The 15788-nt window shown below is 51.9% G+C and carries 13 protein-coding genes; 8 read left to right on the top strand and 5 right to left on the bottom strand.

Translation table 11 applies throughout. The annotated features are described in order from the left end of the window. Positions 1 to 205 precede the first annotated feature (205 nt). Complete coding sequence (locus tag ACMHXE_RS02395) at positions 206 to 1195, top strand: cytochrome-c peroxidase (RefSeq protein WP_101057046.1); 990 nt, start codon at positions 206 to 208, stop codon at positions 1193 to 1195. A 62-nt stretch (positions 1196 to 1257) separates the two neighbouring features. Here ACMHXE_RS02395 and ACMHXE_RS02400 read toward each other — a convergent pair whose 3' ends face one another. Together ACMHXE_RS02400 and ACMHXE_RS02405 are read right to left on the bottom strand one after the other, a co-directional pair. After that, a complete protein-coding gene (locus ACMHXE_RS02400) occupies positions 1258 to 2979 on the bottom strand; it encodes an AMP-binding protein (RefSeq protein WP_101057048.1) in 1722 nt (573 codons plus the stop codon). Between the two features lie 331 nt (positions 2980 to 3310). Further along, on the bottom strand, positions 3311 to 3661 hold the full coding sequence (locus tag ACMHXE_RS02405) for a DUF6508 domain-containing protein (protein ID WP_101057050.1): 351 nt from the start codon (positions 3659 to 3661) through the stop codon (positions 3311 to 3313). A gap of 143 nt (positions 3662 to 3804) precedes the next feature. Here ACMHXE_RS02405 and ACMHXE_RS02410 point away from each other — a divergent pair, with 143 nt between their 5' ends. Both ACMHXE_RS02410 and ACMHXE_RS02415 read left to right on the top strand, forming a co-directional pair. Then, entirely contained in the window at positions 3805 to 4269 is a 465-nt protein-coding gene (locus ACMHXE_RS02410) for an EVE domain-containing protein (RefSeq protein WP_101057052.1), read from the top strand. After that, on the top strand, positions 4266 to 4586 hold the full coding sequence (locus tag ACMHXE_RS02415; protein ID WP_101057054.1) for a hypothetical protein: 321 nt from the start codon (positions 4266 to 4268) through the stop codon (positions 4584 to 4586). The genes ACMHXE_RS02410 and ACMHXE_RS02415 overlap by 4 nt, the downstream gene beginning before the upstream one ends. Positions 4587 to 4746: 160 nt before the next feature. Here ACMHXE_RS02415 and ACMHXE_RS02420 read toward each other — a convergent pair whose 3' ends face one another. Both ACMHXE_RS02420 and ACMHXE_RS02425 read right to left on the bottom strand, forming a co-directional pair. After that, positions 4747 to 5541, bottom strand: coding sequence for a TIGR00266 family protein (locus ACMHXE_RS02420; RefSeq protein ID WP_039033374.1), 795 nt, complete (start codon positions 5539 to 5541; stop codon positions 4747 to 4749). Positions 5542 to 5659: 118 nt separating this feature from the next. Continuing rightward, positions 5660 to 6574 (bottom strand): LysR family transcriptional regulator, encoded by a 915-nt coding sequence (locus tag ACMHXE_RS02425; RefSeq protein WP_159353073.1) that lies wholly within the window; start codon positions 6572 to 6574, stop codon positions 5660 to 5662. A 244-nt stretch (positions 6575 to 6818) separates the two neighbouring features. Between ACMHXE_RS02425 and ACMHXE_RS02430 the strand changes: the two genes are divergently transcribed. From ACMHXE_RS02430 to ACMHXE_RS02440, 3 genes are all read left to right on the top strand, one after another. Continuing rightward, a complete protein-coding gene (locus tag ACMHXE_RS02430; RefSeq protein WP_101057058.1) occupies positions 6819 to 7979 on the top strand; it encodes a homogentisate 1,2-dioxygenase in 1161 nt (386 codons plus the stop codon). A gap of 71 nt (positions 7980 to 8050) precedes the next feature. Continuing rightward, entirely contained in the window at positions 8051 to 9091 is a 1041-nt protein-coding gene (gene hppD, locus ACMHXE_RS02435; protein WP_159353072.1) for a 4-hydroxyphenylpyruvate dioxygenase, read from the top strand. Between the two features lie 149 nt (positions 9092 to 9240). Then, a complete protein-coding gene (locus tag ACMHXE_RS02440) occupies positions 9241 to 9855 on the top strand; it encodes a LysE family translocator (RefSeq protein WP_413731267.1) in 615 nt (204 codons plus the stop codon). On the opposite strand, the gene ACMHXE_RS02445 is transcribed toward ACMHXE_RS02440, so the two are convergent. Next, positions 9852 to 11033 carry a GNAT family N-acetyltransferase gene (locus ACMHXE_RS02445; protein ID WP_159353071.1) on the bottom strand — a complete coding sequence of 394 codons (1182 nt, stop codon included), beginning with the start codon at positions 11031 to 11033 and terminating at the stop codon, positions 9852 to 9854. The two genes, ACMHXE_RS02440 and ACMHXE_RS02445, sit on opposite strands and share 4 nt — an antisense overlap. A 92-nt stretch (positions 11034 to 11125) precedes the next feature. Here ACMHXE_RS02445 and ggt point away from each other — a divergent pair, with 92 nt between their 5' ends. Both ggt and ACMHXE_RS02455 read left to right on the top strand, forming a co-directional pair. Further along, complete coding sequence (gene ggt / locus ACMHXE_RS02450; protein ID WP_287590204.1) at positions 11126 to 12868, top strand: gamma-glutamyltransferase; 1743 nt, start codon at positions 11126 to 11128, stop codon at positions 12866 to 12868. A 587-nt stretch (positions 12869 to 13455) separates the two neighbouring features. Then, positions 13456 to 15549 (top strand): hypothetical protein, encoded by a 2094-nt coding sequence (locus ACMHXE_RS02455; RefSeq protein ID WP_413731270.1) that lies wholly within the window; start codon positions 13456 to 13458, stop codon positions 15547 to 15549. The last annotated feature ends 239 nt before the right edge of the window (positions 15550 to 15788 follow it).

Here is a 15788-nt window from a genome sequence, read left to right on the forward strand (position 1 = left end):
AAGTGTGACGAGAGATGAAAATGTGAAAAAGTTCGATTTAGGTAAGATAGCTAAAACTAGAGGCTAAAACCGCGGCAATCATCACAAAAAATCTATCTAAATCAACGATAGAGCCAATCGATATTAACATCTGTCAAAGCTCTTCTTCTATCACTATGATGGGTAAATAACCACACACAAAGTAAGTCTATTAGAGGTGATAGCAATGAGATATCAAGCACTGGTCATGGCTGTAACTGCAGCCCTCGGGATGACTGCGGCTCAGGCGGCTGAGCCTATCGAAATTATCAAGCCGGTGAAAATCACCGAGCCGGAAAAAGTCGAACTCGGAAAAATGCTTTACTTCGAACCCAGATTATCAAAGTCCGGGTTTATCTCCTGTAATTCATGTCACAATCTTTCCATCGGAGGGGTAGATGCCCTGCCAACCTCTATCGGTCATGCCTGGCAAGAAGGCCCTATCAACTCACCTACCGTATTGAACGCCGATTATATGCTGGCACAGTTCTGGGATGGCCGCGCCAAAGATCTCAAGGAACAGGCTGCAGGTCCTATAGCCAACCCCAAGGAGATGGGCTTTACTCATGAACTGGCGTCCGAAACCGTTGCCTCCATGCCGGCTTACCGCGCCCGCTTCAAGCAGGTTTACGGCTCTGAAGAGGTCAACATTGACAGGATCACAGATGCAATTGCCGCCTTTGAAAAGACGCTGGTGACCCCCAACAGCGCCTTTGACAAGTATTTGGAAGGCGACAAAAATGCCATCAGCGCCGAAGCCAAAGCGGGTTATCAGCTGTTCAAGGACAAGGGCTGTGTCGCTTGCCACAATGGTCCGGCGGTCGGTGGCACCATGTATATGAAAATGGGACTTATCAAGCCTTTCCACACGGATAACCCTGCTGAAGGCCGCAAGGCAGTAACGGGTAAAGAAGCCGACAAGATGGTGTTCAAGGTGCCGACACTGCGTAACATTGAACTCACCTACCCCTACTTCCATGACGGCAGTGTTTGGGAGCTGGAAGAGGCGGTCAACACCATGTCGGATATCCAGTTGGGTCAGAAGCTGACCGAGAAAGAAACCCTAGAGATGGTGGCCTTCCTCAAGTCGCTGACCGGCGAACAGCCCAAGGTAGAAATGCCCATTCTGCCTCCATCCAACAAGGACACTCCAAGGCCGATTCCTTTCGGCAAGTAATTCATACCATAAAGAAGCGCCGCAATGCGGCGTTTCTCTTTTACTGTTGCGGTTTAAATAACTCAACCATTGATATCCCGGTGCAGCTCTTCATACATCAGCTCACGCATGCGGAACTTCTGGATTTTGCCTGTGACCGTCATAGGGTATTGTTCAACAAACTTGATGTAACGCGGCACCTTGAAATAAGCCACCTTCTCGGTCAGGAAATGACGGATTTCATCTTCAGTGACAGTACTGCCGGGACGTATCTTAATCCAGGCGCACACCTCTTCACCGTATTTTTCACTCTGTACCCCGAATACTGCAGCGTCTTGAATTTCACTATGGGTGTAGAGTTTCTCTTCAATTTCCCGCGGATAGATGTTCTCTCCACCTCGGATAATCATGTCCTTGATGCGACCGACTATCTGCACATATCCTTCGCTGTCCATCACTCCGAGATCGCCCGAATGCAGCCAGCCTTCTTTATCTATGGTGGCTTGGGTTTTGGCCGGATCGTTCCAGTAACCCTGCATCACACAATAACCTCGGCTACACACTTCACCCGGCTGACCTACAGGCACAATCTCACCGAATTCATCAATGATCTTCACCTCGGTATGGGGTAGTGCCCGGCCAACGGTAGTGACTTGTTTCTCGAATGAAGATTCCACCTCTGTCATGTTATTGATCGGGCTGCATTCCGTTTGGCCGTAGGCGATAACGACTTCCGTCATATGCATTAGCTTATGCACCCGTTTCATCAACTCCTCAGGACAGGTGGCCCCGGCCATCACCCCGGTGCGCAAGCTGCTGAGGTCATAATCCTGGAAATTGGCCAGCTCCAATTCGGCGATAAACATGGTCGGCACCCCATGCAATCCGGTGCAGCGCTCCTGCTCAACCACCTTGAGGGTAGTAGTAGGGTCAAAGGCATCGGATGGGAATACCGCCGTGGCGCCTTTGGCCAGACAGACCAGATTCCCCAGCACCATACCGAAACAGTGATACAGGGGCACGGGAATACAAAGCTTATCATCCGGGCCAAAGCCCATGGCGTCGGCCACCAGCATACCGTTGTTGAGAATATTATGGTGGGTCAGAGTGGCGCCTTTGGGGTTACCCGTGGTGCCTGAGGTGAACTGGATGTTGATGGCCTCATGGGGCGATAAACGTTCACCTATGCCTTTGAGATCGGCATATTCCGCCTCAGAGCCCATGGCACATACCTCGGGGAAATTCAGCATGCCCGGCGTCTTGTCACTACCGGTGCGAATAACGCAGCGCAGTTCCGGCAGACGACTGGACACCAGCTTACCAGGCTCGGCATCGCTGAGTTCCGGCGCCAACTCATTCAGCATCGCCAGGTAATCGCTGGACTTAAACTTATCGTGAGTGATCAGAGCCTTACAGCCCACATTGGTAAGTGCATATTCCAGCTCTTCCGGGCGATAAGCCGGGTTGATGCACACCATGATGGCGCCAATTCTGGCGGTGGCAAACTGAGTCAGACACCACTCGATATTATTAGGCGACCAGATCCCGACCCTGTCCCCGGGGCCGATACCCAACGCCAGCAGGCCTGTGGCCAACTTATCTATCTCTTCAAGATAGCGCGCATAACTCCAGCGCAATTGCTGATGATGCATCACCACAGCTGTATTGTCCGGATAGCGGTTGCAGATATCCTGCAAATACTGACCTATGGTCTTGTCTATCAAGGGAGTATTACTGTGCCCCAGATAACGGCTCTGTGACAGAGGTAAATCATTGAGTTGCTTGCTTGTCTTGTTGGCAGACATCTAAGCCTCCGTGCGTTGTTTTATCGTTATAGGAAGAGTCTGTCACCCTGAGCCGGCGGCCCTCCCCTCACAGTGTGAAGCCATATTGGCGGCATCTGAAAAGTATCAAAAGCAGCGGCAATGATCGGCTTTCACTGCGGCCTGGGCGCAGGGTTCATAACGACTCTAACGAATGGCGCATTGGAATAACAAGCAAGGAAACCGGCTTTTAGACTAAAGAATAATGGCTCAAAAACCATCAGGGCCACCAAAGGAGCCCTTAATAAAAAGCCTGCCGATGACGGGATCATGGCAGCAAAATGGACGATATAAGATCAGCCGCGGGATATTCTCAGGCTGCCTTTTGCAGTTGCTGCATTCTTTCCAGTAAGGCCAACATGACCCCCTGGCGGCGCATATTCTGCAGGACACCCGGGCTGAAACGCTCTAAGCGCGCCATGGCACTGAGCAGCAAGCGGCATTCATACAAGGAAGCATCGGCGATATATTCAGGCCTGTCGACCATATGGCTGTTTTGATACCAATCATCCCAACTGAACTCGTTGAGCAGCATGCCTTGGCGCTTCATTTCAGCAACAAATTTATGGACTGTCGCGGGGTCGTAATCCAGTTCCCCGCGGGCAAAATCATGACGATAGGTTTGATAATCAGCAGTTAAAGCTGTCAGGCTAAGTGAGGCCATAGGCGACTCCTAATCTTTTACATCGATTATCACAATAATGCATAATCTACCAATCTAATGAAGTCAGTCTGCCCTTGCCTTACTGAATAAGTGCTTAACAGGCTGGTAAGCTTTTCTGGTAAAAACTCTCAAGGAGTGCCAGCATGAAGTACTGGTTGATGAAATCCGAACCCGATGAATTCAGTATCGACGATCTACAGCGGGTCAAGGTGGAACCCTGGTGCGGGATCCGCAATTATCAGGCCCGCAACTTTATTCGCGATGAACTGCAAATCGGCGACGCCATTTTGTTCTATCATTCCAGTTGCAAAACGCCGGGCGTGGTGGGCACTGCCAGAGTCGTCGGAGAGGCCAAAGCCGATACCACGGCCTGGGATCCTGAGTCACCCTACTTTGATCCCAAGTCGAGCCCAGAGTCACCGCGCTGGTTCCAGCTGGATATCGGCTTTGAACGTCAGTTTGCCAGAACAGTTAGCTTGAAAGAGATCAAGGCAGACTCGCAGCTCGGACATATGTATCTGGTACAAAAAGGGGCCAGGCTGAGCGTGCAACCGGTCACAGAGCAGGAATGGCAACGTATTCTTCTACTCGCAGGAGAGAAACTATGACAAACAAATTATCCAAAACCTTGGTAGCAATCAGCCTGGGAGTCCTGCTGGCCAGTCCGGCCGTTTTGGCCAAGCAGGATAAAGACCATAAAGATTTACCCCCTGGACTGCAAAAGAAAGCCGCTCGGGGTGAACCTTTGCCTCCAGGTTGGCAAAAGCGTTATCACAGGGGCGATATTCTTGATAATGATATTTATGCTCGCGGCCGAGTAGTTGTGCCCCTGGGCAATGATGGCCTGATAACGGTCGACATTGAAGGCACACTATTCAAGCTGCACGACAAGACCCGCAGGATCATTGAGATCCTGGAACACTGATACCCTTATCAAGAGCCCTAAGTTCAAAAGCAAAAAGCCATGGTGGAAACCATGGCTTTTTTGTTTGCAAAATGAGTTAAGCGCTTGACTGCTTTTCTTCGCTGCTATCTTTACCTTAATCTTTACTGCTACCTCTGCCGGTAGTTTCGCCAATAGCGCTTTAGCGTCCATCCAGCATACGGCCAATTCCGCCAAGCACTGAGCCCTCGCCCCTGTCACTGCCACCGGCGGAAGGCGCATGGGCAATGATCCTGTCGGCCATACGGGAAAACGGTAAGCTCTGCAGCCACACTGTGCCATGGCCTGAAAGTGTCGCCAAAAATAAACCTTCACCACCAAACACCATGGATTTGAGAGAGCCGGCCCTCTCGATGTCGTAATCGATGCCGTTGGTAAAGCCCACCAGACAGCCGGTATCCACTCTCAGGGTTTCGCCCTTGAGCTCTTTACGGATCAAAGTGCCACCTGCGTGAATAAAGGCCATGCCATCACCCTTGAGGCTCTGCAAAATAAAGCCTTCACCGCCGAAGAAACCGGTTCCCAGGCGCTTATTGAACCTCATGGTCACCTGGGTACCCATAGCCGCGGCCAAGAAACTGTCTTTCTGTAAAATGAGTTCACCACCGACCTCATCGAGATCGATTGCCAGAATAGTGCCGGGATAAGGTGCGGCGAACGACACCCGACGTTTGCCCTGGCCCTGATTGCTGAAATGGGTCATAAACAGGCTTTCACCTGTCAGCATACGTTTACCGGCCCCCATCAACTTGCCGAAAAAGCCCGAATCCGGCTCTGAGCCATCGCCCATCCGCGCTTCAAAACTGATCCCTTCCTCCATGTAAGTCATGGCACCGGCCTCGGCTATCACGGTTTCACCGGGATCCAGCTCCACCTCAACCAGCTGCATGCTCTCGCCCTTGATCTCATAATCCACTTCATGGCTGTTCTTGCTCATTGAAACTCCCCCTCAATGGTTTAGGGTCTGAATGACCTGGTACTCAGTCTATGACATAAAATGTCAAAACAGCAAGTGAGAAGGCAGATGTGATTTGAGTAAAAAGTAACAGAATGCTTCAACCCAGACCGCTGGCGTTGTCCCCCTGAAAGCGCTCAAACTCCTCCAGAATCAGCTCGGTAAACAGCCTTCCTGCGCGGCCAAGAGGTCGCTCCAACGTCGACACCAACTGAGGAATAAAACGAAAACGGCTGCCGCCGATAAAGTCCAGCTCACATAAATCACCACCAGCCAGCTCTTCGGTTATCAGGAAATCCGGCATCCAGCCAAAACCCAGGCCCTTGAGCAAGGCGTTCTTTTTCATGATAAAACCGGAGAGATAAAAGACCTTGTCGCCGCCAAACTGCAGCTCATCGCGCTGACTCTTGACCGGTGATGAGTCTTCGATGGTAAGCTCCACATGTTGCTGCAATTCGGACAGGGTAATGCCGCGGCGCGAAGTCAAGGGGTGGTCTTTACCTGCCACCAACACGCTGGTGATAGCAGGCAGGGGCTTGGGGTGGTAACTGGGGCCACTGCGATAGTCTTTCACCAACATAAGATCGGCGCTGTCGCGCTCAAACCTGTGTTGTACCCCACCGAGAAACTCCATATTGAGCTGGATTTTGGTCGGTATCTTATGCTCTGTCATGCGCTTGAGGGCGGTCATGATAGGCTCCATCGGCAAGGCGCCGTCTATCACCAGCTCCAATCTGGGCTCCCAGCCCTCACTGAAACGGCTGGCCAGATGCTCTATATTGCCAAGATGCGCCAGCAAACGTTGTCCCTCGGCCAGAATAACCCGCCCTTCGTGAGTCAGCTCGGCCCGGTATTGATTACGGTCAAGCAGATTAACGCCAAGATATTGTTCCAGTTTCTTTATCTGATAACTCACCGCCGACTGCGCCTTGTGCAGACGCTCTGCCGCCTTGGCAAAACTGCCCTCTTCCACCACCACCTTAAGCACATTGAAGGCGTCGATATCGATACGCAAGGTTTACACTCCTGTAAATCCAACAAGACAATCAAATTTTTAGATTGAGTATGCCGAATAATTATTCTTTTTTTTGTACAAGCGCGCAACTAAATTGAAAGATAGATCACAAAAACGGCTCATTTGCGCTGCCAGCGACCGGCAATTCCGGCAGAAAAGAGTGCAAAGAGAACAAGAATAACAACAGTGGCCGCCGAAGGTTCCCAAAGAAGGTTAACAGCAAGCGCCACCAAGGAAGAGTCAGATGCCATTTTATGTAAAACAGGGGCAGGTTCCCAACAAGCGCCATATCGCATTTGAGAAGCCATCCGGTGAACTCTACCGTGAAGAGCTGTTTTCAACCCATGGCTTTTCCAATATCTATTCCAACAAGTACCACCACAATATGCCTACCAAGGCGTTAACCGTTGAGCCTTTTGAGCTTAGCCATGGTGAAGTGTGGCAGGACTCCCTGGTACAGAACTATAAGCTGGACAGCAAACAGGCCGACAGGCAGGGGCATTTCTTCTGTGCCCGCAACAAGATTTTCTTCAATCAGGATCTGGCGATTTATACTGCCAGAGTCACCGAGGATACCGAGTTGTTTTACCGTAATGCCTACGCCGACGAGGTGGTATTTATCCACGAGGGTGAAGGCGAGCTCTTAAGTGAATACGGTAAGCTCAAAGTACAAAAGTGGGACTATCTGGTGATCCCCCGCGGCACCACCTATCAATTGAAATTCAAGGACTACAGTAATGTGCGCCTGTTGGTGATCGAATCCTTCTCCATGGTGGAGATCCCCAAACACTTTCGCAATGACTATGGCCAGTTGCTGGAGTCGGCGCCCTATTGCGAGCGGGATATCCGGGTACCCGAACTGACAGAGGCCAGGGTCGAGCAAGGGGAGTTCCCACTGGTCAGCAAGTTTGGCGACAAATATCAACTGACTCAGCTGGAATGGCATCCTTTTGATCTGGTGGGTTGGGACGGTTTTGTCTACCCCTGGGCCTTCAACATCACAGAGTACGCGCCCAAGGTAGGCAAGATTCACCTGCCCCCCTCAGATCATCTGGTGTTTACCGCCCACAATTTTGTTATCTGCAACTTTGTTCCCAGACCTTACGACTTCCATCCCAAGGCGATCCCGGCACCTTACTACCACAACAATATCGACAGTGACGAGGTGCTCTACTATGTGGATGGCGACTTTATGAGCCGCACCGGCATAGAAGCCGGTTACCTGACGCTGCATCAAAAAGGCGTGCCTCATGGGCCACAGCCCGGGCGCACCGAAGCCTCCATCGGCAAGAAAGACACCTATGAATACGCCGTTATGGTGGACACCTTTGCCCCGCTGCAGTTAACCACCCATGTGCAGAGCTGCATGAGTACTGATTACAACCGCTCCTGGCTCGAACGCTGAGCCCGGAAACGAATTTCCAGCAAGGCCATCAGAGAATGGCCGCAAGCAACATCATTGAAGAGGACATAGAAATGGCAAGCGAAAAGAATCCACTGGGACTGCTCGGTATCGAATTTACCGAGTTTGCAACCCCGGACAGTGATTTCATGCACCAGGTCTTTATCGACTTTGGTTTCTCCATGCTGAAAAAAGCCAAGGACAGGGAGATTTTCTATTACAAGCAGAACGACATTAACTTTCTGCTCAACAAGGAGCGTCAAGGCTTCAGCGCCGAATTTGCCAAGCACCATGGCCCGGCCATCTGCTCCATGGGTTGGCGGGTAGAAGATGCCAACTATGCCTTGCAACTGGCGGTATCCCGCGGCGCCCGCCCGGCAGATCAGGCCCACACTGATCTGCCCTACCCGGCAATCTATGGTATAGGCGACAGCCTGATTTACTTCATCGACCGTTTCGGCGAGCAGAATAATATCTACAAGACAGACTTTATCGACCTGCCTGCCCCTGTGATAGTCCCTGAAAAAGGCTTTATGGAAGTGGATCACCTGACCAACAATGTCCACAAGGGTACTATGGAACAATGGTCTGATTTCTATAAGGATATCTTCGGATTCACCGAAGTGCGTTATTTCGATATCAGCGGCGTACAAACCGCCTTGGTCTCCTACGCCCTGCGCTCTCCCGATGGTAGCTTCTGTATTCCCATCAATGAGGGCAAAGGTGACGACAAAAACCAGATTGATGAGTACCTGCGCGAATATAACGGCCCGGGCGTGCAACATCTGGCGTTCCGCACCCGGGATATCGTCGCCTCGCTCGATGCCATGGAAGGAACCTCAATCGAGACCCTGGACATCATCCCTGAATACTACGACACCATCTTCGACAAGGTGCCGCAGGTGACGGAAAACCGTGACAAGATAAAGCATCATCAAATTCTGGTGGACGGCGATGACAGTGGCTACCTGCTGCAGATCTTCACCAAAAACCTATTCGGCCCCATCTTTATCGAGATTATTCAGCGCAAGAACAACCTCGGCTTTGGCGAGGGTAACTTCAAGGCGTTGTTCGAATCCATCGAGCGCGATCAAATGAAGCGTGGCGTGCTGTAACCGTTAGCGAAATCACCCTTTTGAGACCGATCTGATGATCGGTCTCTTGTTTTCCGCCTTAGTATATTGAGCGCTGCAATTTTTTACTTTGTCACCCGGTAGGATTTCATTAGACTGATCTCCCTTTTTGAGAGACAGCTGTACCCAAAATGCAAGACTACGCCCTGCTCGCCGCTTTTATTCCAACCTTTTTCTTTGTTTCCGTTACCCCGGGAATGTGCATGACCCTGGCCATGACACTGGGGATGAGCATTGGGGTGCGCCGCACTCTGTGGATGATGCTGGGTGAACTCGTGGGAGTCGCCCTGGTGGCTTTGGCGGCCGTGCTGGGTGTGGCCACGGTTATGTTGAAACATCCAATGATCTTCCAGGGGCTCAAATATCTTGGCGGTGCCTATCTTATCTGGCTCGGCATCAATATGTGGCGGGCCAAGGGCAAGATGGCCAATCTGGACCAACCCCGAAGTATCAAGCGCACGGCGTTGATCTCCCAAGGCTTTGTCACCGCCATTGCCAATCCCAAGGGCTGGGCCTTTATGATTTCCTTGCTGCCTCCCTTTATCAATCTGCAGCAACCTATGGCAACGCAACTAACGGCACTCATCGGCATTATCATGTGTACCGAGCTCATCTGCATGCTGGCCTATGCCAATGGCGGCAAGAGCCTGAGGCTGTTTTTGAGCCGTGGCAACAATGTCCGTCTGCTCAACCGGATAGCCGGCAGCCTGATGCTGGGGGTCGGTGTCTGGCTGGCGCTGGGTTAATCGCCCTTTTTGTAGGGTAAGGCCTGCTGCAACTGCGCTTGATACAAGCGGTTATTGCCGGCCTCTGTTTGACAGAAATCGGCTATCGCCTCCCGAAAGCCTGGATGCGCTATGCCATGCAGCGAATAGGTGGTGACACACTCAAAACCGCGGATAAGCTTGTGCTCCCCCTGGGCACCGGCGTTAAAGCAACTGAGGCCGTTCTTGATGCAATAGTCTATTCCCTGCCAGTAACAGGCCTCGAAATGCAGCGCCGGGATCTCCTCAAGTGCGCCCCAATAGCGGCCATAAAGAGTATCTTTCCCCTGCAGATAAAGCGCGCATGCCAGCGCCTGTTGCGGCGTTTCACCCAAGCGGTGAACCAGGAGCAAACGCACCTCGGCCGCCATCAACTTACCGAGTTGCTTGAAAAAGTCGGGCTGAAGATATCCCCCATGGCCGGAGCGTTTCAGGTAGGTTTGCCGATAGCAGCGATAGAAAAGCTGCCAGTGCCAATCTTGCAGCTCATCGCCCCTGAGCCAGACAAACTGCAAGTCAGCCAAGGCGCGGCGCTCTTTGAGAATATTCTTGCGCCGTTTCGAGTTGAGCCGCGCCAAAAAATCATCAAACTGGCTGTAACCCCGGTTAAACCAATGAAACTGCGTGCCTTCCCGCACCAAGGTCTGGGGCAAATGCCGCAATGAATCAAGTTGCCCCTTGCTGACAAACAGCCAATGCCAGGAGGAGTAGCTTTCGAGCAGTTGCCAAAACAGTTTCGCCAGCGCCTGCTGGATATCAGCGGCCGCCGCCCTGGCCTCGGGCGCTATCCCGAGTCTTGGGCCGCTGACAGGCGTAAAGGGAATGGCGCAGACCAGCTTGGGATAATAGGCTTCACCGTGGCGCTGATAGGCATCGGCCCAGGCCCAGTCGAACACATATTCGCCCCAGGAGTGATCCTTGAGATAGAGAGGCATCACAGCCAAACGCCTGTCGTTGCAAAACAGCTGTAAATGCATGGGTTGCCAGCCGGCTACGGCGCAAACACTGCCACTTTGCTCCAGCGCCTTCAAAAAAGCATGCCGACAAAATGGGTTGTCCGGCTCTGTTTGGCCATCGTCAGCCAGACACAGATCCCACTCGGCGGCGGGGATCTCATCAATGCCGGCGGCAAAACGCCACTGCCAGTGCTTATTGTCCAAATTTATTCCATATGCCGAGGCAAACTTGCAATCAAGGATAATTGGCGGCACATTGCATAGCAACTTAAGCAAAAGCAGTATAAGGAAATATAGTGCGTCTGATAAAACCGCTGATCTTCGCCGTCGCTCTGGCGCTGCCAACAGCCTCCACCCTGAGTTACAGCCCACAAGTTACCGCCAATGAATCCTCGATTTACAGTGAAATGGCCACAGCCCAGCCCGTTTGGGCCAAGCATGGCATGGTTTCCAGCCAGGAGGCACTGGCTTCCCGTATCGGGGTAGATATTCTCAAGCAAGGCGGCAACGCGGTAGATGCAGCTGTGGCCGTGGGTTATGCCCTGGCAGTGACTTTGCCCCGGGCCGGCAATATAGGTGGCGGCGGTTTCATGCTGGTACACCTGGCGAAGGAAAACAAGACCATAGCCATAGATTATCGGGAGATGGCGCCTTCCAAGGCCCACAGGGATATCTTCCTTGATGACAAGGGCAATGCGGTCAATAAACTCAGCCGCGAGCACGGCCTGGCGGTAGGCGTTCCCGGCACTGTGATGGGCATGGAGCTGGCCCTGTCCAAGTATGGCACCATGAAACGGGAACAAGTGATAGCCCCGGCGATCAAACTGGCGCGGGAAGGGATCAGCGTTACTTCAGATCTGGCCAACTCCCTCGATGGAGTTAAGCGCCGCATCTCCCAATGGCCAAGCTCTGCCGCCATCTTCTACAAGGCTGATGGCAGCAGCTTTGTACCGGGCGAAATCATCAAGCAACCTGAGTTGGCTCACTCGCTGGAGCTGATTGCCAAACAGGGCAGCAAAGGATTTTACCAAGGGGAAACCGCCGAGAAACTGGTGAGTGCCATTCAGGCCGCCGGCGGCATCATGACCCTAGAGGATCTCAACAACTATCAGGCCATAGAGCGCCAGCCGGTGCGCGGACACTATCGAGGCTATGAGGTGGTTTCCATGCCGCCGCCATCATCGGGTGGTATTCATATCATAGAGATCCTCAACATTCTCGAGCAGTACCCCATCCATGATCTGGGCCACAACACCGCCGCCACTTTGCATCTTATGGCCGAGGCCATGAGACGGGCCTATGCCGATCGCAGCGAGTATCTCGGCGATCCGGATTTCTATCCTGTGCCGGTTAAAGCCCTGTTGAGCCCGGATTATGCCAAAACATTGGCCAAGAGCATCGACAGCAAGCACGCCACCCCTTCAAGCCAGGTCAAACCCGGCAAGCTGGCCCCCTATGAAAGTGACCAGACAACTCACTACTCGGTCGTGGATAAATGGGGCAATGCGGTATCCAACACCTATACCCTCAACTTCAGTTATGGCTCTGGGCTGGTGGCCGATGGTACAGGGATTTTGCTGAACAATGAGATGGATGATTTCTCAGCCAAACCCGGCACGCCCAACGGTTATGGCCTAGTGGGCGGTGAAGCCAACTCGGTACAGGGCAACAAGCGGCCACTGAGCTCCATGAGCCCGACCATGATAATGAAAGACGGTCAGCCGTTTCTGGTTACCGGCAGCCCGGGGGGCGCCAGGATCATTACCACAGTGCTGCAGATCATCATGAATGTGATTGACCACGACCTGAATATCGCCGAAGCCAGCTTTGCACCGCGGATGCATCACCAGTGGCTGCCGGATGAAATTCGGGTAGAGCGCAGCCTCAATGGTGACACCATAGCGCTGCTGGAAGCCATGGGCCACCAGGTCAAGGTCAAAAGTTCCATGGGCAGCACCCAGAGCATTATGGTGACCGAAGAAGGTAAATTTGGTGCATCTGACCCGCGCCGCGCCGGCAGCGAAGCGGCAGGCTACTGAGCCCAGTTACCAAAACCTAAGCGACTGAAAAAACTCCTTAGACAGGTTTCTGAAACAAGGTAGTGAGCAACGGGCATTAAATTCGGCTTAACTCTCATTTAAAACAGTTCCATTTAGAACAGCTCCGCAGATGCCACTCTTGCGGAGCTGTTTTTTTTACACTGAACCAAGGTTCACTTTTAACAAACCGGCGGCTTAACCTCAGCGCCTTGGCGTGGGCTAAATACGCGCTAATTCAATCCAGAACTTTCATTTCTGCTACCCGAGAGGCAATTAACAAGCCATCAATAACCCTCTTATTTATAAGCATTTATCAATCCATTCAGGCGGCACAATTCCTTGCTTCTGACAAGTAAAAACTCAGATAGCGGCACTTTTGGCGATTATGACGCCAATATGTGTCCAAAATTAAACCGCAGCTCAAAATTAAACCTATCACACTGTTTTTAATCAGGAATTTTATGTGAACCCAATCAATTTATCTTTTGTTTATCAAAGTTATCATCTGCATCCCTTTAAATGGAACTTTTGTATCTAAAAAGGTGGATGGGCGTCATCAAGGCGCTCAAATTATTTTGGGATAAAGAATGAAGAAGACGACTTTGCTTGCAGCGTCAATAGCACTGGCACTGGCCGGTTGCGGCGGCAGCGACAACAATGACAACCCCACAGCCAAATCATTTTCGGTCACAGCCATTGATGGTTATCTGGTGAATGCCGACGTTTATGCCGGCGAAAACTGCCAAACCAAAGTGGCGACAACCGGCAAAGGCGGTATTGCCCGGATCGATGGCCAATATCAGGGACAAACACTGTGTGTTAAGGCCATTGCCGACAAAACCATGGATGAAAGCCGCGGCTTGGTGAAAAAAACCTTTGAGCTCAAGGCCCCGGCAAGCAAAGATGCCAACAGCCAGGTGATCAGCCCGCTGACCGACTTGGTTGTCAAGCATATGGACGCCAACCAAGGTGTATCCAAGGCGGATGCCGAACAAGCTGTGTCGGCTCAATTTGCTGAACTTAAAGCCGAACCAGAGCTGCTGTTTGGTGACTATCTGGCCAAGAGTAGTGCCAACAAGGTCGCTCAAGCGCTGAACATTGTCGGCGAGACGCTGGTTAGCCATCAGGGCCTGGCTGAAGCGCATCTGCAACTCTTGGTTGAAGATGTGGCTGCCAAGGTGGAAGCCGGTGACAAACTCGACGACTACGAGCCGGTGATCACCCCAGAAGGCGGTGTAGAATCCAATCACAGGCCTCATATTGCCTTGAACCAGGCCGAGCTGGACAAGCTGACCCAAATTGAAGTGGAACTGGGTCAGCCGATGACTGCCGTAGATTTGTCAGCCGCTTTTGCCGACAAGGACAACGACAGCTTCACTCTGAGCCTGATGGAGGAAGATGGCAACATAGCACTGGAAACCCTGGGCCTGGCATTCGATGCCAAAACAGGCGTACTCAGCGGCACACCTAAGGTAGCCGGTGAAATAGAGCTGCACGCTTACGCCACCGACAGTAAGGGCGCCCGCTCTTACCCACTGGAAATTGAGATTGAAGTCAGCAGTATCAACCATGCTCCTGTCATCAACCCGGCTGAAAAAGCCGAACTGGAAGCTGAACTGGCACGCATGGCGCTGACAGTGGGCAATCAAATCGATCAGGTGATTGACCTGGATAAGCTGTTTGGCGATCAGGATAAAGATCAACTGACCTTCAGCGCCATGACAGATATGCAAGGTATCGCCCTGAAAATTGAGCAAGGTGACTCATTGCGTTTGTCCGGCAAGCCTCTGGTTGCCGGCGACTTTGTGATCACTGTGACAGTCAATGACGGCAAACATGCGCCTGTGAGAGTCGATCTTAAAGTCAAGGTTGCCGATAACGGTGTCGAACCAGAGCCCAAACATCCGCTGGAAGGCAAAACCTGGTTCACCACAGAATGGGGTTCTGCAAACGAGCACGACGACGGTGTGATGCAAGTATGGTGCGACACTCTGGAGTTCAAAAACGGCTCTGTGCTGCGTAATGTCCGCACTCAAGACAACCTCAGCGAATGCTCCGCTACTGCAACCGTGGAAGTTTCCACTTATATCATCAATGAACTAGGCCAAATGGTGCTGGAGTACGGCGATGATGAAGGTGTTGAACATCAGGAAACTATCACGTTGACCGACGCCATAGCAGGAGTGGGTAAAGGAGCCAAAGTCGCCCAAATGTGGGGCGGTCGCTACACTCTGTTTGCCAACGCCGATGATGTAGAAAAACGTCTGGATATCGAATCTGATGACGATGCCCAAGGTCGTATGTTTACCGCTGAACTTCCGGCGGCCAAAGAAGCAAGCTATCAGCTCGGTCACCTGACCATGCAGATGACTGCGGCGGATAATGGCGGCGCCAAGGTGGGGCTCTACTTCGATGTGCCCAACACCGACTTCAGTTGTGATGAGGTAAGGGAGTTTTACAACCTCAACCTCAGCTACCAAGGTATGGAATATCGTATTCCAGCCTATCTGTTCCCCGGTGAAGAAAATGGTATCGAATACTGCCAGGCGCAATTCAATATCGAGCAGCCTGTTGTCGGCAAAATTTACAGTGTTATAGGTCATATTACCGAAGAGGATGCCGGTTTGGTGGAAGAGATTAAAGCCAATATCCAATGGACAGGGACAGGAAATAACGATTAAGGCAGCTCAAAGTCAGTGGTTTGACCGAATAAAGCAATGATACGGCGAACTCAACCCAGCCGGTTGGCAATTTGCTGACCTTTAGTGGTTCGGAACTATGTTTTCCTCGGCTGCACAATAAACGCCAAAAGCGCCCGCCCTCGGGTAATGCCGATCAGTTAAGACAGATCGCTTGACGATCTCACTGAAAGGATCAAAATCCGATGACCCCATGTCATCGGATTTTTTTATGCAACTTT

Source organism: Shewanella sp. BJSY2023SW007, from assembly GCF_047314525.1.
Taxonomy (GTDB): domain Bacteria; phylum Pseudomonadota; class Gammaproteobacteria; order Enterobacterales; family Shewanellaceae; genus Shewanella; species Shewanella chilikensis.